13 protein-coding genes are annotated in these 17,970 nt (G+C 72.6%); 11 read left to right on the top strand and 2 right to left on the bottom strand.

Annotated features, from left to right (window positions below; all coding sequences use genetic code 11):
• Positions 1-98 precede the first annotated feature (98 nt).
• Together EUA93_RS13560 and EUA93_RS13565 are read right to left on the bottom strand one after the other, a co-directional pair.
• Positions 99-1,703 (bottom strand): MFS transporter, encoded by a 1,605-nt coding sequence (locus EUA93_RS13560; RefSeq protein ID WP_129400612.1) that lies wholly within the window; start codon positions 1,701-1,703, stop codon positions 99-101.
• A 42-nt stretch (positions 1,704-1,745) separates the two neighbouring features.
• Positions 1,746-2,357, bottom strand: a complete 612-nt coding sequence (locus tag EUA93_RS13565) for a TetR/AcrR family transcriptional regulator (RefSeq protein ID WP_129400613.1) — start codon at positions 2,355-2,357, stop codon at positions 1,746-1,748.
• Positions 2,358-2,562: 205 nt separating this feature from the next.
• Here EUA93_RS13565 and ligA point away from each other — a divergent pair, with 205 nt between their 5' ends.
• From ligA to EUA93_RS13620, 11 genes are all read left to right on the top strand, one after another.
• Complete coding sequence (ligA, locus tag EUA93_RS13570; RefSeq protein WP_129400614.1) at positions 2,563-4,701, top strand: NAD-dependent DNA ligase LigA; 2,139 nt, start codon at positions 2,563-2,565, stop codon at positions 4,699-4,701.
• A gap of 143 nt (positions 4,702-4,844) precedes the next feature.
• Entirely contained in the window at positions 4,845-6,113 is a 1,269-nt protein-coding gene (locus EUA93_RS13575; protein WP_129400615.1) for a calcium-binding protein, read from the top strand.
• A gap of 46 nt (positions 6,114-6,159) precedes the next feature.
• Positions 6,160-6,459, top strand: a complete 300-nt coding sequence (gatC, locus tag EUA93_RS13580; RefSeq protein ID WP_129400616.1) for an Asp-tRNA(Asn)/Glu-tRNA(Gln) amidotransferase subunit GatC — start codon at positions 6,160-6,162, stop codon at positions 6,457-6,459.
• Complete coding sequence (gatA, locus tag EUA93_RS13585) at positions 6,459-7,976, top strand: Asp-tRNA(Asn)/Glu-tRNA(Gln) amidotransferase subunit GatA (protein WP_129400617.1); 1,518 nt, start codon at positions 6,459-6,461, stop codon at positions 7,974-7,976. Before gatC ends, gatA begins: the two co-directional genes overlap by 1 nt.
• Positions 7,973-9,490 (top strand): Asp-tRNA(Asn)/Glu-tRNA(Gln) amidotransferase subunit GatB, encoded by a 1,518-nt coding sequence (gene gatB / locus EUA93_RS13590; protein WP_129400618.1) that lies wholly within the window; start codon positions 7,973-7,975, stop codon positions 9,488-9,490. Before gatA ends, gatB begins: the two co-directional genes overlap by 4 nt.
• A 207-nt stretch (positions 9,491-9,697) precedes the next feature.
• Entirely contained in the window at positions 9,698-11,110 is a 1,413-nt protein-coding gene (locus EUA93_RS13595; protein WP_129400619.1) for a prenyltransferase/squalene oxidase repeat-containing protein, read from the top strand.
• A 317-nt stretch (positions 11,111-11,427) separates the two neighbouring features.
• On the top strand, positions 11,428-13,317 hold the full coding sequence (locus EUA93_RS13600) for a prenyltransferase/squalene oxidase repeat-containing protein (protein ID WP_129400620.1): 1,890 nt from the start codon (positions 11,428-11,430) through the stop codon (positions 13,315-13,317).
• Positions 13,314-14,381 carry a hypothetical protein gene (locus EUA93_RS13605; protein WP_129400621.1) on the top strand — a complete coding sequence of 356 codons (1,068 nt, stop codon included), beginning with the start codon at positions 13,314-13,316 and terminating at the stop codon, positions 14,379-14,381. Before EUA93_RS13600 ends, EUA93_RS13605 begins: the two co-directional genes overlap by 4 nt.
• 5 nt (positions 14,382-14,386) lie before the next feature.
• On the top strand, positions 14,387-15,514 hold the full coding sequence (locus tag EUA93_RS13610; RefSeq protein ID WP_129400622.1) for an energy-coupling factor transporter transmembrane component T: 1,128 nt from the start codon (positions 14,387-14,389) through the stop codon (positions 15,512-15,514).
• Entirely contained in the window at positions 15,511-17,127 is a 1,617-nt protein-coding gene (locus EUA93_RS13615) for an ABC transporter ATP-binding protein (RefSeq protein WP_129400623.1), read from the top strand. The genes EUA93_RS13610 and EUA93_RS13615 overlap by 4 nt, the downstream gene beginning before the upstream one ends.
• Positions 17,124-17,948: an ECF transporter S component gene (locus EUA93_RS13620; RefSeq protein ID WP_129400624.1), complete on the top strand. Its 825-nt coding sequence runs from the start codon at positions 17,124-17,126 to the stop codon at positions 17,946-17,948. Before EUA93_RS13615 ends, EUA93_RS13620 begins: the two co-directional genes overlap by 4 nt.
• Positions 17,949-17,970: the final 22 nt, after the last annotated feature.

Below are 17,970 nucleotides of genomic sequence, written 5' to 3' on the forward strand. Positions count from 1 at the left end.
TGTCTCCTTCGGAGCCGGGAGCCGCTCGGATGGGGCGGACGTGCGGGAGGGAGGACCTCCCTCGGAGATCCTCCCTCTGCGGTGGTGGAGCAGGTGGATCAGTGCACGCCGACGCCCTCGGGGGCGTCGTCCGAGGCGAGCTCGTCGTGCTTGACGTTGAGGAAGATCCACACGACGGCCGACGCGGCCAGCATCATGATCGAGCCGACCAGGAAGGCGTGCGTGGCGCCCTCGGCGAAGCCCGACAGGTAGGACAGCTGGCCGACCTGCTCGGGCGTGAGCTGGCCCTGCGCCGCTGCGCCGATCTGGGGAGCGATCTCCTCGGTGCGGTTGGTGGTGTAGTGCAGCGCCACCGTGCTGAGGGTCGCCAGGCCGAGCGCGCCACCGACCTGCTGCATGGTGTTGAGCACGCCCGAGCCGATGCCCGAGTCCTCCGAGCGGAGGCGGTGGACGGCGACCAGGGTGAGCGGCACGAAGTTCAGGCCCATGCCGAAGGCCATCAGCACGATGAACGGCAGGACGTGGGTCCAGTAGTTCACGTCGGCGCCGAGGTAGCCGTTGGACGTCGCGCTGATGATGTCCGCGGCGCTGTCGGGCACGCTGAGCCGGCTGAAGCCGAACAGCGCGATGGCGGACAGGATCGTGCCGATGCCGGAGAGCCAGCGCGGGTCCACGGTGCTGATCAGCTTGGACGCCGTGGTGGCGGAGATGATCATCGCGATGGAGAACGGCAGGAACGCGAAGCCGGTGTGGAGCGGGGAGTAGCCGACGACGAGCTGGATGAAGAGCGAGAGGAAGAAGAACATCGCGAACATCGCGGCCGGGACGATCATCATCACCGCGAACGCGGCAGCGCGGTTGCGGCTGGCGAAGATGCGGAACGGCAGCAGCGGGTGCTGGACGCGGGTCTCGATGACGGCGAAGACGGCGAGCAGGACGACACCGAGCACCAGGCTGGTGATCGTGCTGGGGGCGTCCCACCCGTAGGCCTCCTCACCGGCGCGGCTCAGGCCGAACACGATGGCCAGCAGGCCGAAGGTGCCGGTGATGGCGCCGGGGACGTCGAGCCAGCCGGTGTGGCGCTCGGACTCGTCGAAGAAGCGCGGGGCGAAGAAGGCCGCGACCAGGCCGATCGGCACCACGATCAGGAAGGTGTAGCGCCAGCCCTCGATGCCCAGGGGCGAGTCGAGGCCGGTGAGCCAGCCACCCAGGACCAGGCCGACGGCGGCACCCACGCCCGCCATGGCGGCGTACACGGCGAAGGCGCGGTTGCGCTCCTTGCCCGCGGGGAACGTCGTCGCGATCAGCGCGAGCGCGGCCGGGGAGGCCATCGCGGCACCGAGGCCCTGGAAGGCCCGGGCGCCGAGCAGCATCGCCTCGTTTTGCGCGGCGCCACCGATGAGGGAGGCCACCGCGAAGAGCAGGACGCCGGCGATGAAGATCCGCCTGCGGCCGTAGAGGTCGGCCAGCCGGCCGCCGAGCAGCAGGAAGCCGCCGAAGGTCAGGGCGTAGCCGGTGACGATCCACTGCAGGTTGGCCTGGTTGATGTCGAGGTCCGCGCCGATGAAGGGCAGGGCGATGTTGGCGATGGTGCTGTCGAGCACCACCATCAGCTGGGCGAGCGAGATGAGCACGAGAGCCCAGCGCAGGCGCTTGTGCTGCTCGGGGGTCACCTCTTCGACGGCCGGGGCGAGGTCGGTCATGGGATTCCTTCGGGAGGGTTCGGGTCCAGTGGAGCAGGAGGGTCAGACAGTGGTCGGGTGGGACGGCCCGTGGAGGGCGGCAGGCAGGACGACCTCGTCGAGGATGCGTCCGATCAGCTCGGGGGTGATGGCGTCGCCGAGCAGGAAGCTGCGGTGCATGACGATCGCGGTCAGCGACGGCGCGAGGATCGACAGGTCGGTGTCGGGGTGGATCTCGCCGCGCTCGCGGGCACGGTCGTAGATCGCCTGGGAGGCCTGGATCTTGGGGGCGATGAAGTCGCGTCGGTAGACCTCGGCGAACTCGGGGTCCCGGCTCATCGCGGTGACCACGGCGGACAGCACCGAGCGCGCGAGCGGGTCGTTGAGACCTCCGCTGCCGCCGCAGTAGGCCTCGAGCAGGTCGCCGCGCAGGGTGCCGGTGTCGGGCGTGACGGCCTCTCCCTTGTGCGACATGATCGCCGCCACCACGAGCTCGGGCTTGCCCTTCCAGCGACGGTAGAGGGTCGCCTTGGAGGCCTTGGCGCGCGCCGCCACGGCGTCCATGGTGAGCAGGTCGTAGCCCACCTCGTCGAGGACCTGCAGGGTCGCCTCGAGGATCTCCATCTCGCGCTCGCCCTCCACGCGGGGGCGGGTGCCGGTCTCGGTCGGGGTCATTCCTTCTCTCACGGGTGTCGGGGGAGTGTGACGACGGTCACGATGAAACGGTACGGTTTCGTTTCGAACAACCGGAGCGTACGCCGATCTATTCCGATGGAACAAATGCGTTTCATCAGGTCCAGACCGGAGCGCGTACGACGACCCCCGCGACGCAGCTCCGGGCGTGCACGCGGGTGTCGGTGCCGACCGGCAGAATGTGCCCATGAGCACGCCTGAGGACCCCGGTCCGGAGTCGGGGACGCAGCCCGCCGTCGCCACCGCCACCGCGGAGGCGCGCGAGCGGCACCGCGAGCTGAGCGAGCAGGTCGAGGACGCCCGCTGGCGCTACTACGTCCTCGACACCCCGACACTCTCCGATGCCGACTTCGACGTCCGGCTGCGCGAGCTCGAGGCCCTCGAAGAGGAGTTCCCCGAGCTCCGCACGCCGGACTCGCCCACCCAGCGCGTCGGGGGCGCGGTGTCGACCGACTTCACCGCGGTCGACCACCTGCAGCGGATGGAGAGCCTCGACAACGCGTTCGACGCCGACGAGCTCGCCGGGTGGTACTCCCGGATCCTGCGCGAGGGCATCGAGGCGCCGGCCCTGCTGTGCGAGCTCAAGGTCGACGGCCTGGCGATCAACCTGCTCTACGAGGACGGCCGCCTCGTGCGGGCGCTGACCCGGGGCGACGGGCGCACCGGCGAGGACGTCACGCCCAACGTCAAGACCATCGCCTCCGTGCCGCACCGCTTGACCGGCACCGACGACGTCCCGGTGCCCGCGCTGGTCGAGGTGCGCGGCGAGGTGTTCCTCCCGAGCGAGGCCTTCGAGCGGCTCAACGCCTCGATGACCGAGGCGGGCCGGCCGATGTTCGCCAACCCCCGCAACGCCGCCGCCGGGTCGCTGCGGCAGAAGGATCCGCGGGTCACCGCGACCCGTGACCTCGGGATGGTCTGCCACGGCATCGGTGCCCGGGAGGGCTTCGAGCCGACGACCCAGAGCGGCGCCTACGACACGCTGCGCGCGTGGGGCCTCCCGACCTCGGAGGAGGTGCGGGTCGTGCCGGCGCTCGCCGACGTCGAGGCCCGGATCGCCGAGGTGGGGGAGCACCGCCACACCATCGTGGGCTACGAGATCGACGGCGTCGTGGTCAAGGTCGACGACGTCTCGCTGCAGCGCCGCCTGGGCTCGACGAGCCGCGCGCCGCGGTGGGCGATCGCCTGGAAGTACCCGCCCGAGGAGGTCAACACCCTCCTGAAGTCGATCGAGGTCAACGTCGGCCGCACCGGACGCGTGACGCCCTACGGCGTGATGGAGCCGACCAAGGTCGCGGGGTCCACGGTGGAGAACGCCACGCTCCACAACGCCCACGAGGTCAAGCGCAAGGACGTCCGGCCCGGGGACACCGTCATCCTGCGCAAGGCCGGTGACGTGATCCCCGAGATCCTCGGCCCGGTGCTCGACCTCCGGCCGAAGGGGCTCCGGCCGTGGAGGATGCCGACGAGGTGCCCGGCCTGCAGGACGCCGCTGGCCCAGCAGAAGGAGGGCGACAAGGACCTCCGCTGCCCCAACCACGAGAAGTGCCCGGCGCAGGTCCGCGAGCGCGTCTTCCACGTCGCCGGTCGCGGCGCCTTCGACATCGAGGGCCTGGGTTACGAGGCAGCCGTCGCGCTGCTCGATGCGGGGGCGATCACCAACGAGGGAGACCTGTTCGACCTCGACGAGGCGGCGCTGCTGACGGCACCGCTGTTCACCCGCGCCCCCAAGAAGGGCGAAGAGGGGCAGCAGCTCTCCGCCAACGGCGTACGCCTGCTGGCCCACCTGCACGAGCGCAAGGCCACGGTGCCGCTGTGGCGGGTGCTGGTCGCCCTGTCGATCCGCCACGTCGGCCCGACCGCAGCCCGCGCGCTGGCGACCGAGCTCGGCTCGATGGCCGCGATCCGGGAGGCCTCCGAGGAGACGCTGGCCGCCACCGACGGGGTCGGGCCGACGATCGCCGCCTCGGTGCGCGAGTGGCTCGACGGCGACGGGTCCGCCTGGCACGTCGCGATCGTGGACGCCTGGGAGGCGGCCGGGGTCTCGATGGCCGACGAGCGCGACGAGTCGATCGCCCGCACGCTCGAGGGACTGACGATCGTCGCGACGGGGTCGCTCCAGCACTACACGCGCGACTCCGTGAAGGAGGCGATCATCAGCCGCGGCGGCAAGGCCGCCGGATCGGTGTCGAAGAAGACCGACTACGTCGTCGTGGGCGAGAACGCCGGCACGAAGGCCGACAAGGCCGAGCAGCTCGGCGTGCCCGTGCTCGACGAGGACCGGTTCACGCTGCTGCTGGAGCAGGGCCCGGACGCGCTCGGTTGAGCACCCGGCGCGACGTGCGGGGCGGTTGACGCCGGGACCGGGCAGGGAGAGAGTCGGGCGCGACCGACAACTTCTCGCGGCGCCGGGTGGTCCCACCACCGAGGGGTGCCGTCTCGGGCACTCACGCAGCGAAAGGTCTCCCCATGACTCGTACGACGACGGGCGCAGCTCGCCACCTGCTCAGCACGGCCGCGGTGCTCGTCGCCGCGCTCACCCCGGTCGTCGTCATCGGCGCCCCCGCGCAGGCCGCCCGGGCGAGCTGCGGTGGGCTGAAGGCGACCATCGTCGGCAACGACAAGGCCAACAAGATCACCGGCACCCCCAAGCGCGACGTGGTCGTCGCGAAGGGAGGCAACGACGTCATCCGCGGCCTCGGCGGCAACGACGTGATCTGCGGTGGCGACGGGGCCGACGCGATCTACGGCGGCGACGGAAACGACCGCCTCTCCGGCGAGACCGACCTCCTGCGGATCGACCAGTTCGGCCGGGTCGTCAAGAAGGGCGACACGATCGTCGGTGGCGCCGGGGACGACAGCATCGACCTCGGCTACGACCCGCGGGCCGCGACCGAGGGCACCCAGGTGCTCCTCGACGGCGTCTCCTACGCCGACGCCCCCGCCCCGGTGGTCGTCGACCTCCGCGCTGCCGCGACGGTGCCGATCGCCGCTGACGGCAACGACACCCTCACGGGTCTCGGCGGCGGCATCCGGATCTACGGCTCCGCGCTCGGCGACACGATCAAGGGCACCAACAAGGCCGACGCGATCTACGCCCGCGGCGGTGACGACACGATCTTCGGCCGGGGTGGCGACGACGTGGTCGTGGCCGACACCGCGGGCACGGTCGGCAACGACCGGCTCTACGGCGAGGCGGGCGACGACACCCTCAGCGGCGCCGTCGGTGCCGACCTCTTCGTCGGTGGCAGCGGCGGCGACGTCGTCGCCACGTCGTCGGAGCTGCACCAGGTGATCCGCGGCGGCAGCGGCATCGACACGGTGTCCTTCCCGATCCCGGTCGAGTCGGGCTTCTCGGTCAAGGGACACGGTGGCCAGGACCGGCTGCGGCTGCTGCCGAACTCCAACCCGGCGTTCAAGCCCACGCTCCGCATCGACCAGCTCGGCAAGAGCACCATCCGCGACCTGCAGCCCTTCACGCTCGAGGGGAAGGTCACCGGCTTCAGCGACGTCCAGCTCCCGGCCCGGGCCCTGTCGATCTTCAAGGGCAGCAACGAGTCCGAGATCATCACCGCCAGTCCCGACTACCGCGTGATGATCTACGGACGCGGCGGCGCCGACGTGATGACCGGGTCCGACGAGCCCGACCGCCTCGACGGCGGCAAGGGCTTCGACATCGCGCGGGGCCGTGGCGGCAACGACACGTGCAAGAGCGCCGAGAAGCGGTCCAGCTGCTGACGCACCCGGTCGGTGGGGCATGCGGGCCGACACTAGGATTGCCCGCATGCCTGAGATCTCCCGGGAGGAAGTGGCCCACCTCGCCACCCTGGCCCGCATCGACCTCTCCGACGCCGAGCTCGACCACCTGGCGCCGCAGCTGAGCGTCATCCTCGAGTCCGTCGCCTCCATCAACGGCGTCGCGGGGGACGACGTGCCTCCCACGTCGCACGCGATCCCGCTGACCAACGTGTTCCGCGAGGACGTCGTGGTGCCCGGCCTGACCGCCGAGGAGGCGCTCTCGGGCGCCCCCGCCGTGGAGGAGCAGCGCTTCTCCGTCCCGCGCATCCTGGGTGAGGAAGCCTGATGAGCGACGTCACCCGCAGAACCGCTGCCGCGCTGGCCGCCGACCTCGCCGCCGGCACCGTCACCTCGGTCGAGCTGACCGAGGCCCACCTCGACCGCATCGCTGCGGTCGACACCGATGTCCACGCGTTCCTCCACGTCGACCGCGAGGGCGCCCTCGCGGACGCCGCCGAGTCGGACGCCCGGCGTGCCCGCGGCGAGGCACGCGGCGTCCTCGACGGCGTACCGATCGCGGTGAAGGACGTGCTCGCCACCCGCGGCCTGCCGACCACCTGCGGCTCGAAGATCCTCGAGGGCTGGGTCCCGCCCTACGACGCCACCGTCGTGACGCGGCTGCGCGAGGCCGGCCTGCCGATCCTCGGCAAGACCAACATGGACGAGTTCGCGATGGGCTCCTCCACCGAGCACTCCGCCTACGGCCCGACCCACAACCCGTGGGACCTCGACCGGATCCCCGGCGGCTCCGGCGGCGGCTCGGCCGCGGCGGTCGCGGCCTTCGAGGCCCCGCTCGCCATCGGCACCGACACCGGCGGCTCGATCCGCCAGCCCGGCGCCGTCACCGGCACGGTCGGCGTGAAGCCGACCTACGGCGGCGTGTCGCGCTACGGCCTCGTCGCCCTGGCCAACAGCCTCGACCAGGCCGGCCCGGTCACCCGCACCGTCCTCGACGCCGCGATGCTCCACGACGTCATCGGCGGGCACGACCCGCGCGACTCGACGTCGATCCAGCAGGAGTGGCCCTCGTTCACCGAGGCCGCGACCGTCGGCGCCACCGGGGACATGACCGGCGTGAAGGTCGGCGTGATCACCGAGCTGGCCGGCGACGGCTGGCAGCCCGGTGTGATGGCACGCTTCCAGGACTCGATCGACCTGCTCGTGCAGGCCGGTGCCGAGGTCGTCGAGGTCTCGTGCCCGTCCTTCGTGCACGCGCTCGCCGCCTACTACCTGATCCTCCCGGCCGAGGCCTCCAGCAACCTCGCGAAGTTCGACGCCATGCGCTACGGCCTGCGGGTCACGCCCGAGGGCAGCCCGAGCGCCGAGGACGTCATGCGCGCCACCCGCGACGCCGGCTTCGGTGACGAGGTCAAGCGCCGCATCATCCTCGGCACCTACGCCCTCTCCAGCGGCTACTACGAGGCCTACTACGGCCAGGCGCAGAAGATCCGCACGCTGATCAGCCGCGACTTCGACGCCGCCTTCGGCCGGGTCGACGTGCTCGTCTCGCCCACGGCGCCGACGACGGCGTTCAAGCTGGGGGAGAAGCTCGACGACCCGATCGCGATGTACCTCAACGACCTCGCCACCATCCCCGCCAACCTCGCGGGCGTCCCGGGCATCTCGGTGCCCAACGGGCTCGCCGACGAGGACGGGCTGCCCAGTGGCCTGCAGGTGCTCGCGCCGGCGCTCGCCGACGACCGCGTCTACCGCGTCGGTGCCGCGCTCGAGGCGCTGCACGAGAAGGAGTGGGGCGGCCCGCTGCTCCAGAAGGCACCTGCCCTGGAAGGAGCGACCCGATGAGCACCACCACCGACGCGCTGATGGCGTACGACGACGTGCTGGCGGCCTTCGACCCCGCCCTCGGCCTCGAGGTCCACGTCGAGCTGAACACCGCCTCGAAGATGTTCTGCGGCTGTCCCGCGACCTTCGGCGGCGAGCCCAACGCCGGCACCTGCCCCACCTGCCTCGGCCTGCCCGGCGCGATGCCGGTCGTCAACGGCAAGGCGGTCGAGTCGGCCATCCGCATCGGCCTCGCGCTCAACTGCGACATCGCCGAGTGGTGCCGCTTCGCCCGGAAGAACTACTTCTACCCGGACATGCCGAAGAACTTCCAGACGTCGCAGTACGACGAGCCGATCGCCTTCGACGGCTACATGGACGTCACCGTGCCGGTCGAGGGTGGCGGCGACGAGGTCTTCCGCGTCGAGATCGAGCGCGCGCACATGGAGGAGGACACCGGCAAGTCGCTGCACGTCGGCGGTGCCACCGGGCGCATCCACGGAGCCGACTACTCGCTGGTCGACTACAACCGTGCCGGCATCCCGCTCATCGAGATCGTCACCCGCCCGATCCTCGGCGCGGGGGAGCGGGCACCCGAGGTCGCCAAGGCGTACGTCTCCCAGCTGCGCGAGCTGATCGTCGCGCTGGGCGTCTCCGAGGCGCGGATGGACCAGGGCAACCTGCGCGCCGACGTGAACCTCTCGCTCGCGCCGAAGGGCAGCGGCGTGCTCGGCACCCGCACCGAGACCAAGAACGTCAACTCGTTCCGCTCGGTCGAGCGGGCCGTGCGCTACGAGATGCAGCGGCACGCGGTGATCCTGAGCGACGGCGGCTCGATCCTCCAGGAGACCCGCCACTGGCACGAGGACACCGGGATCACCACGAGCGGTCGTGAGAAGTCCGACGCCGAGGACTACCGTTACTTCCCCGAGCCCGACCTGGTGCCCGTCGCGCCGAGCCGCGAGTGGGTCGAGGAGCTGCGCGGCACGCTGCCGGAGAACCCGACCGTGCGCCGTGCGCGGCTCCAGGCCGAGTGGGGCTTCAGCGACATGGAGATGCGCGACACCATCGGCGCCGGCGCACTCGGCCTGGTCATCGAGACCATCGCCGAGGGCGCCGCCCCGCAGGCCGCCCGCAAGTGGTGGCTCGGCGAGCTCGCCCGGCGCAGCAACGAGGACGGCGTCGACCTCGTCGACCTGCCGATCACCCCCGCCGACGTGGCGCGGATCCAGGCGCTCGTCGACGACAAGACGGTCAACGACAAGCTCGCCCGCCAGGTCTTCGAGGGCGTCCTCGCCGGCGAGGGCACCCCGGACGAGGTCGTCGCGAGCCGCGGCCTCGCCGTCGTCTCCGACGACGGCGCCCTCGGTGCCGCCGTCGACAACGCCATCGCGGCCAACCCCGACGTCGCCGACAAGATCCGCGAGGGCAAGGTCGCGGCCGCCGGTGCGCTCATCGGTGCGGTGATGAAGGAGATGCGCGGACAGGCCGACGCCGGTCGGGTGCGGGAGCTGATCCTCGAGAAGCTGGCCTGATCCCGGCCCGATCCCGGCCTGATACCGGCCCGATCCCGGCCTGATCCCAGGCATGACTTTGGGCTGATGCGGGGGCGACTTTGGTGGTCCAGACAACTTGTTAGTGTCGTGGCGAGTCCCACTGGTCACATCACCCACTCAAAGTCCGCACCTCATGGGGAGGGCGCGACCCTCGTGGTCGCGTGCCCTGCGGGCCGAAAGGAAGTCATGCACCATCGCATTCGCCCACTCCGCCTCACCGCGGTCACCCTGACCGCAGGAGCGCTGTCTGCCGGGCTGCTGGTCGCCCCGTCGGCCTCCGCCGACCCGTCGCCGGCGCTCACGTCCGCCAAGGCCGCCGTGGCCGGCACCGACAGCACGCCGTCCACGATCGCCGCCGAGTGGATCGCCGGAGAGCTCAGCAACGGCCTGATGGTCTCCTCGTCCGGTCCGGACTTCGGCCTCACGATCGACACCGGGATGGCGCTGTCGACGGTCGCCAGCCAGGGCGGCACCGTCACCGCCATCAACAACTCCCTCGAGCCGCGGATCGCCGAGTACGTCGGTGACGGGACCAAGGAGTCCTACGCCGGTGCGCTGGCCAAGTCGGCCACGTTCGCCCGGACCGCCAAGAAGAACCCGACCAGCTACGGCGGGATCAACCTGATCACCCGGCTCGAGGAGCGCACCGCCAACGTCCCGGCCGACCCCGCCGCCGAGCCGCAGGCCGCTGCCATCGCCGGCCGGATCTTCGACAAGTCGGAGTTCGGCAACTACGCCAACGTCGTGGGCCAGTCCTACGCCGTGCGCGCGCTGACGCTGGCCGGCTCCGCCGAGGCCGGCGCCGCCCGCGACTTCCTGCTCAAGCAGCAGTGCGCCTCGGGCGCCTTCCGCCTCAACTTCGACAAGGCGGACGTGCCCAGCCAGTCGTGCACCGAGGGCGTGGCGGGCAGCACCGCCGACCCCGACGCCACGGCGCTGGCCGTGATCAACCTCGTCGAGTCGGGCGACAAGTCCGCGGCCGTCGTGGGTGCGCTGGCCAAGGCCGGCACCTGGCTCGCGGCGCGCCAGCGCAACAGCGGTGCCATCCGCAGCGCCGGAGACGGCGCCCAGATCAACACCAACTCGACGGCCATCGGTGGCTACGCCCTGGGCCTGCTGAAGAACCGCGACGCGGCCCTCAAGGCCGCGCTGTGGGTGCGCAAGAACCAGCCCGTCGACAAGTACAAGTGCCGTACGGCGCTGACCAAGGACACCGGCGCCGTCGCCTTCCGCAGGGACCGCGTGACGGGGGCCACCACCACCGGCATCCCCGCCGCCGCGCGCGACGAGTGGCGCCGTGCCACCTCGCAGGCCATCCTCGGTCTCCAGTTCGCCCCGGCGAGCAAGGACAAGCTGCGCATCGTCTCGGTGCGCAAGCAGGCCCGCGCCGGTGAGCGCGTCCAGTTCCAGGTGTACGGCCTCGCCCCGAGCGAGAGCGCGTGCATGCAGGTCAAGGGCGACTTCCTGCGCGTCAAGGGCAAGAAGACCGGCGACAAGATCGTGCGCAAGCTGCAGCTGCCGACCGGGAACCAGCGTCGCGTGGGCCTCATCAAGACCTCGGACGACGAGGCACGTACGTCGCTGCGCGTGCGCAACTGACCCACGGGTCACACCCGCAACAGCTCCACCGAACGACCTTCGGCCCGGCGTCCTCGTGGCGTCGGGCCGAAGTGCGTCCGGGCGATCCTCGGCGTTACGCTTCGCCGGTCGCGCCCACCCGGGCCGGCACCGCACACACGCCCGAGCAGGGGAAAGCCGGTCCGACTCCGGCGCTGACCCGCAACCGTGGGCACGGGAGGGATCCCGTGCAAGCCGGAACACCCGACTCGACGCGTACTGAACACCATCGCTGTCGAGGATCGCAGCGAGGCGGACGGCTTGCCGGCTTCCTTGCTGCCCCAGCGAGGGAAGGCACCATGAAGCTCACCCCCTCCAGCAGGTCATTCTCGGGTCTCGCGCTGGCCGTCACCGCCACGGTGCTCGTCCAGCCCCTCCTCTCGGCTCCGGCCGGCGCCGCCCAGGTGCCGTCCGCCGGTGACCGCGCCACCACGGCCGGTGCCGCGTGGCTGAAGTCCCAGCTCACCAACGGCATCCTCCACAACGCCGAGTACGACTACGACGACCTCGGCCTCACGGCCGACATCGCCTTCGCCCTCGACGCCGTCGGCGGGCAGGCCGCCGCCGTGACGCAGGTCGTCGACGCGATCGAGCCGAAGGCAGAGGCCTGGGTGGGCGGCTTCACGCCCGGCCGGGTGTATGCCGGCAGCCTGGCCAAGCTCGTCAGCGTCGTCCAGGTCGCCGACCAGGACCCGAGGTCGTACAACGGCACCGACCAGGTCGCCCGTCTCGAGGGCCTCGTCGCCTCGGCGGCACCGCTGACCGGTCGCCTCCAGGACGCCGGCGTGGTGGCCGGCGACCCCTTCGACGCCGACTACGTCGCGGTCGTCGGGCAGTCGTTCGCCGCGCGCGCCCTCACCGACGCCGGATCCGCCCGCGCCGCGGCGGCCACGTCGTTCCTCCTCGACCAGCAGTGCGACGCCGGCTTCTTCCGGGAGAAGCTGACGGCCGACAAGACCGCCGCCGAGCAGGGCTGCGTGTCCGGCACCGACGTCGGCAACGTCGACGCGACCGCCTTCGCCGTGATCAACATCCTCGAGACGCCCGATGCGCCTGCAGCGGCAAGGGGTGCGGCCTACGTCGCCGCGAGCTGGCTGACGTCGCAGCAGGCGGCCGACGGCTCGTTCAGCGCCGGTTCGCTCGGCACCAACGCCAACACGACCGGCCTGGCCGGCTGGGCGCTCGCCGAGGCCGGGCAGGACGGTGCCGCGTCGAAGGCCGCCGCCTGGCTGCGTGGTTCCCAGGTCGCCGCGCTGGCGCCCTGCACCTCGACCCTGTCGGCCGACAACGGCGCCGTCACCTACACCCCGGCGGACCTCACCGCCGCGCGCGCGGCGGGCTCCTTCTCGATCCCCGCGCGCGAGGTCACGCGCCGCGCGAGCGCCCAGGCCCTCCCGGTCCTGGCCCACGTCCCCGCGGGCGCCGGCGCACTCGGGGTCACGGCACCGGCATCGGCCGTGCAGGGCACGTCGGTCACCGTCACGGTGAACGGCCTCGGCGCAGGCGAGCCGGCGTGCGTGACCCTGGGGTCGGAGTCCAGGGCGGTCACCGGCACGGGCGCCGGCGTCGACGCCTCCTTCACGCTCCCCGCGACACCGGGTGACCGCACCATCAGCGTCACCACGCTCGGTGCCGCGCCCACCACCCGCACCCTGTCGGTGCAGGGCCCGCCCTCCGCCGCGCGCGGCTCGGTCAGGGGCGTCCGCCTCGAGGGCCCGTCGGGCTTCCGCGAGGCGGGCAGCACCGCCGCCCTCACGGTCGTCGGCGCCGCCCCGGGCGCGCAGTACGTCCTCCGCGGCCCGGGCATCGACGCCACCGTCGTCACCGGCTCCGACGGGGTGCTGACGCGACTGGTGGCCCTGCCGAACCAGACCGCGACCGCGCAGTACGTCCTCTTCGGCGTCGACGGCCAGATCGCCGACGACACCCGGGTGCTCGGCGAGAAGACCTTCAAGGTCGCCGTGCTCAAGGCCGACGGGCCGCGCACGCGTGTGCTGGTGCGCGGCATGGAGCCGGGCGAGAAGGTGAAGATCGTGGTCGCGGGCGACACCCTCGCCAAGGGCCGCGCCAACGACAAGGGCCGCTTCGTCGCCCGCGTCGCGCTGCCCACCGACAAGGCGAAGGTCCGTCTGCGAGCCGTCGGCCAGTTCCCGGCCCTGCGCTCGGGAAGCACGACCGTCACGCGATGACCACCGTCGCCCTGCGCCGGGTGCTCGGCGCGCTCGCCCTCCTGGTGGCCGGTCCGGGGTTCGCCCTCGGCCCGGCCCCGTCGGCGAGCGCGGCCACCTGCACGTCCTCGGGTGGGGTCAGCGTCGTCGTCGACTTCCGCGAGCTCGGCGGGGGCGTGATCACCGGGTGCGCCGCCGACGGGGGAGGGAAGAGCGCCGCAGCGATCTTCCAGTCCGTGGGCATCACCCTCACCTACGCCCAGCAGTCGCCCGGCTTCGTGTGCCGGGTCAACGGCGCTCCGGCTGCGGACCCGTGCCGGAACACCTCGCCCGCCAACGCCACCTGGGGGCTCTGGTGGTCCGACGGCACGAAGGCCGCCTGGACGTACTCGCCGTACGGCGTCGGCGCCCTGACCGTGCCCGACGGCGGGTCGGTCGGCTGGTCCTGGCAGCAGGACCGCCCGTCGGGTGGCGCCGTACCCCCCGGCGCGGCCCCTCCCGTCAACCCGGCCAGCCCCACGGCCTCGCCGAGCGCGTCGCCGACCGCGACCCCGACCGGCGGCTCGGGTGCCTCGGGTGGCTCGGGTGGTTCGGGGTCGCCGACCGCCAGCCCGACCTCCCCGGGTGGCGGGAACGGCGGCTCGGGCGGCAAGGGCGGCAAGGGCGGATCCGGGTCGACGCCGTCGCCGTCGGCGACGCCGTCCGCCTCGCCCACGGGATCGCCCTCCGGGTCCCCGTCGGGAACGCCCTCGGCCTCGGGGTCGCCGTCCGAGAGCCCGTCCGGGAGCCCCTCGGAGTCGCCGCTTGCCAGTGAGTCTCCAGGAGACTCACGGACCAGCGCGGGTGCCGACGATCCCTCCGATGACCCGTCCCTGGGCAGTGAGTCTCCTGGAGACTCACGGACCAGCGCGGGCTCCGCGCCGTCCGACCTCGCCCCTGAGTCTCCTGGAGACTCAACGGCGAGCGGCGCCTCGACCGACGAGCCCGGACGGGTCCCGGCAGCCGTCACCTGGGGAGTCGTCGCCCTGCTCGCGCTCGCGATCGTGGCCAGCGCGCTGGTCGCACGACGACGACGCGGAGCCTGACCCGCGTGCCCGGAACAGCCCCGCTCGCCCGGCAGCTGCCACGTGACCTCCACCCGGTCGCGTGGTGGGTGTGGGCGATCGGCCTGGCCACCGCGGCGTCACTCACCACCAACCCGCTCCTGCTGCTCCTGGTGATGGGCTCGGCGACGGTCGTGGTGATGGCGCGCCGCTCCGGGCACCCGTTCGGCCGCTCGTTCCGGCTGTACGCCGCCCTCGCCGCCGTCACGGTCGTCCTACGGGTCGTCTTCCGGATCCTCTTCGGCGGCCAGGAGGTCGGGCATGTCCTGCTCGAACTGCCCGAGGTCCCGCTGCCCGACTGGGCCGCGGGCGTCCGCCTCCTCGGTCCGATCACCAGCGAGGCGCTCCTCGCCGGGTTGTACGACGGCCTCCGGCTCGCCGCGGTCATCCTCTGCGTCGGCGCGGCCAACTCGCTCGCGAACCCCAAGCGGCTCCTCGCCTCGCTGCCGCCCGCGCTCTACGAGGTCGGCACCGCCCTCGTCGTCGCGGTCACGATCTTCCCGCAGCTCGCTGACAGCGCCCGTCGCGTCCGTGCCGCGCAGGCGCTCCGCGGAGGCACGACGAAGGGTGTGGGGCGGCTGCGACGGTTCCTCGTCCCGGTACTCGAGGACGCGCTCGAGCGCTCGCTCGCGCTGGCTGCCGGCATGGACACCCGCGGCTACGGCCGCTCCGGTGGCGCGACGGTGCGCGAGCGCTGGGTGACCGGCGGGCTGCTCCTCCTCGCCCTCACCGGCATCTGCGTGGGGACGTACGCCTGGCTCGACCCCACCGCGCCACAGGTGCTCGCACTGCCCGTGCTCGGCACGGGCGTCGTCGTCGCCGTGGTCGGGCTCGTCAGCGCAGGCCGACGCGTGCAGCGCACCCGCTACCGGCCTGATCTGTGGCGCGCGGGGGAGGCGGTCGCGGTCGGCACGGGGCTCGTGGTCGCCGTCCTCGGGTGGTACGTCGGCCACACGCAGGTGGTCGTGGCCTACCCCGGCGTCGACGTCGCGCCGTACCTCTCGCCCCTCGCGCTCCTGGTCGGCGTGCTCGGCACGGTCCCGGCCGTGGCCACACCGGTCCCCGCGAGCGCCCTCCCGCAGCGCGACAGCAGCCCGCGCGAGGTGGTCGCATGATCGAGCGTGGTGTCGTCGAGCTCCGGGACATCGGCTTCCGGTACGACGAGCACGAGGTCCTCCGTCACGTCGACCTCACCCTCGAGGAGGGCGAGCTGGTCCTCGTGTCCGGTCGCACCGGGGTCGGCAAGTCCACCCTGCTCGGCGTCGTCACCGGTCTCGTGCCCCGGTTCACCGGCGGCGTGCTCACCGGTGACGTCCTGCTCGACGGCGCCAGCATCGTCGACCAGCCGCCGCGGGAGCGCGCGCACGTGGTCGGTTACGTCAGCCAGGACCCGCTCGCCGGCTTCGTCACCGACACGGTCGAGGAGGAGCTCGCCTACGGCATGGAGCAGGTCGGGACGGCGCCGGAGACGATGCGCCGGCGGGTCGAGGAGACCCTCGACCTGCTGGGCATCGCCGACCTCCGCGCGCGCGACCTGCGCACCCTCTCCGGGGGCCAGCAGCAGCGCGTGGCGATCGGCTCGGTCCTGACGATGCACCCGCGGGTCCTCGTCCTCGACGAGCCGACCTCGGCGCTCGACCCCACCGCTGCGGAGGACGTCCTGGCGACCATCACCCGGCTCGTGCACGACCTCGGGCTCACGGTCCTCCTCGCCGAGCACCGCCTCGAACGCGTCGTGCCGTTCGCGGACCGGGTCTGCCTGGTCACCGCCGACGGCATCCGGGTCGACACCCCGCAGGCGGTGCTGGCCGACTCGCCCGTGGCGCCGCCGCTCGTCGAGCTCGGCCGTCTCGCCGGATGGAGCCCGCTCCCGCTGACGGTGCGCGACGCGCGGCGACAGGCCCGGTCGCTGCCCGCCCTCGCCCCGCCGGTGCCGCCGGCACCGGTCGAGGTGGACCCGGTGCTCACCGCCCGCGGGGTGACCGTCGTCCACGGCGCCCACGTCGCCGTGCGCGACCTCGACCTGACGCTGGGTGCCGGCCGGGTGACGGTCCTGATGGGGCGCAACGGCTCGGGCAAGTCGAGCCTCATCTGGGCGCTCCAGGGCACCGGCAAGCGACGCTCGGGCTCGGTCCACGTGGCCGGCGACGACCCGGCCGACCTGGCGCCCGCCCAACGGCGTACGCACGTCGGGCTGGTGCCGCAGAACGCCGCCGACCTGCTCTACCTCGAGTCCGTCGCCCAGGAGTGCGCCGCCGCCGACGCGGGCGCCGAGGCACCGGCCGGCACCTGCCGAGGGCTGCTCGACCGGCTGGCCCCGGGCATCGACGGGACCATCCACCCGCGCGACCTGTCCGAGGGACAGCGACTCGCCCTGGCGCTGTCGATCGTCCTCACCGCCCGGCCGCCGGTCGTGCTCCTCGACGAGCCCACCCGAGGGCTCGACTACGCCGGCAAGGCCGAGCTCGCGCGGATCGTCGCCGATCTCGCGGCCGACGGGCGCGCCGTGCTGCTCGCCACCCACGACGTCGAGTTCGCCGCGCACGTCGCCGACGAGGTCGTCGTGATGGCCGAGGGAGAGATCGTCTCCGCCGGAGCGCCGCAGCGGGTGCTCGCCGAGTCGCCGTCGTTCGCGCCCCAGGTCACCAAGGTGCTCGGCGCGCCCTGGCTCGTCGTCGAGGAAGTCGCCACCGCACTCGCCGACACCCGCGACGAGGACGCACGATGAGCACCGTCGAGCCCACCCGGTCGCACCCCGTCCTCGGGGTCGCGCTCCCGATCGGACCGCGTACGGCAGCGGTGCTCGTGCTGGCTTCGCTGGCCGGGCTGATGATGCTGTGCTGGCCGCTGCTGCTCGACGCCCAGCCGGGCGACCGGGTGGAGCCGCCGTTCATCTTCCTCGCCCTGCTGCCGGTGGTGATGGTGGTCGTCCTCGCCGAGATGGGGGAGGGCGGCATGGACTCACGCGTCCTCGCCGTGCTGGGCGTCCTGTCGGCGATCAACGCCGTGCTGCGTGGCCTCGGCGCGGGCACGGCCGGCATCGAGCTGGTCTTCTTCCTGCTCGTGCTCGGCGGCCGCGTCTTCGGCGCGGGCTTCGGCTTCGTCCTGGGTTGCACGTCGCTCTTCGCCTCCGCCCTGCTCACGGCAGGGGTCGGCCCGTGGCTGCCCTTCCAGATGATCTGCGCCGCGTGGGTCGGCATGTTCGCCGGCTTCCTGCCGCGGCGGGTGAGCGGTCGGGGCGAGATCGCCATGCTCGTCGCGTACGCCGTCGTGGCGTCGTACGCCTACGGGCTCCTGATGAACCTCAGCTCCTGGCCCTTCACGCTCGGCATCGCCGTCCCCGGCCACGAGGGCTCGCTGGCCTACGTCGCCGGCGCGCCCGTGCTGGAGAACGCCCACCGGTTCGCCGTCTACACGCTGCTCACCTCGACCGGCGGCTGGGACACCGGGCGCGCGATCACGACGGGAATCGCCATCGTCGTCCTCGGCCCCGCGATCCTCACCACGCTGCGCCGCGCGGCACGGCGCGCCGTAGTCCGCCCCGGCTGACGCGACCGGCTCCGGCACCCGA

This window comes from Nocardioides oleivorans (assembly GCF_004137255.1).
In the GTDB taxonomy this organism is placed as follows: domain Bacteria; phylum Actinomycetota; class Actinomycetes; order Propionibacteriales; family Nocardioidaceae; genus Nocardioides; species Nocardioides oleivorans.

Coding starts and splice junctions, on each gene's coding strand:
- gatA (WP_129400617.1), top strand. CDS start 6,459: ATGAGCGACGTCACCCGCAGAACCGCTGCCGCGCTGGCCGCCGACCTC.
- gatC (WP_129400616.1), top strand. CDS start 6,160: ATGCCTGAGATCTCCCGGGAGGAAGTGGCCCACCTCGCCACCCTGGCC.
- EUA93_RS13615 (WP_129400623.1), top strand. CDS start 15,511: ATGATCGAGCGTGGTGTCGTCGAGCTCCGGGACATCGGCTTCCGGTAC.
- EUA93_RS13565 (WP_129400613.1), bottom strand. CDS start 2,357: ATGACCCCGACCGAGACCGGCACCCGCCCCCGCGTGGAGGGCGAGCGC.
- EUA93_RS13605 (WP_129400621.1), top strand. CDS start 13,314: ATGACCACCGTCGCCCTGCGCCGGGTGCTCGGCGCGCTCGCCCTCCTG.
- EUA93_RS13620 (WP_129400624.1), top strand. CDS start 17,124: ATGAGCACCGTCGAGCCCACCCGGTCGCACCCCGTCCTCGGGGTCGCG.
- ligA (WP_129400614.1), top strand. CDS start 2,563: ATGAGCACGCCTGAGGACCCCGGTCCGGAGTCGGGGACGCAGCCCGCC.
- EUA93_RS13575 (WP_129400615.1), top strand. CDS start 4,845: ATGACTCGTACGACGACGGGCGCAGCTCGCCACCTGCTCAGCACGGCC.
- EUA93_RS13595 (WP_129400619.1), top strand. CDS start 9,698: ATGCACCATCGCATTCGCCCACTCCGCCTCACCGCGGTCACCCTGACC.
- EUA93_RS13560 (WP_129400612.1), bottom strand. CDS start 1,703: ATGACCGACCTCGCCCCGGCCGTCGAAGAGGTGACCCCCGAGCAGCAC.
- EUA93_RS13600 (WP_129400620.1), top strand. CDS start 11,428: ATGAAGCTCACCCCCTCCAGCAGGTCATTCTCGGGTCTCGCGCTGGCC.
- gatB (WP_129400618.1), top strand. CDS start 7,973: ATGAGCACCACCACCGACGCGCTGATGGCGTACGACGACGTGCTGGCG.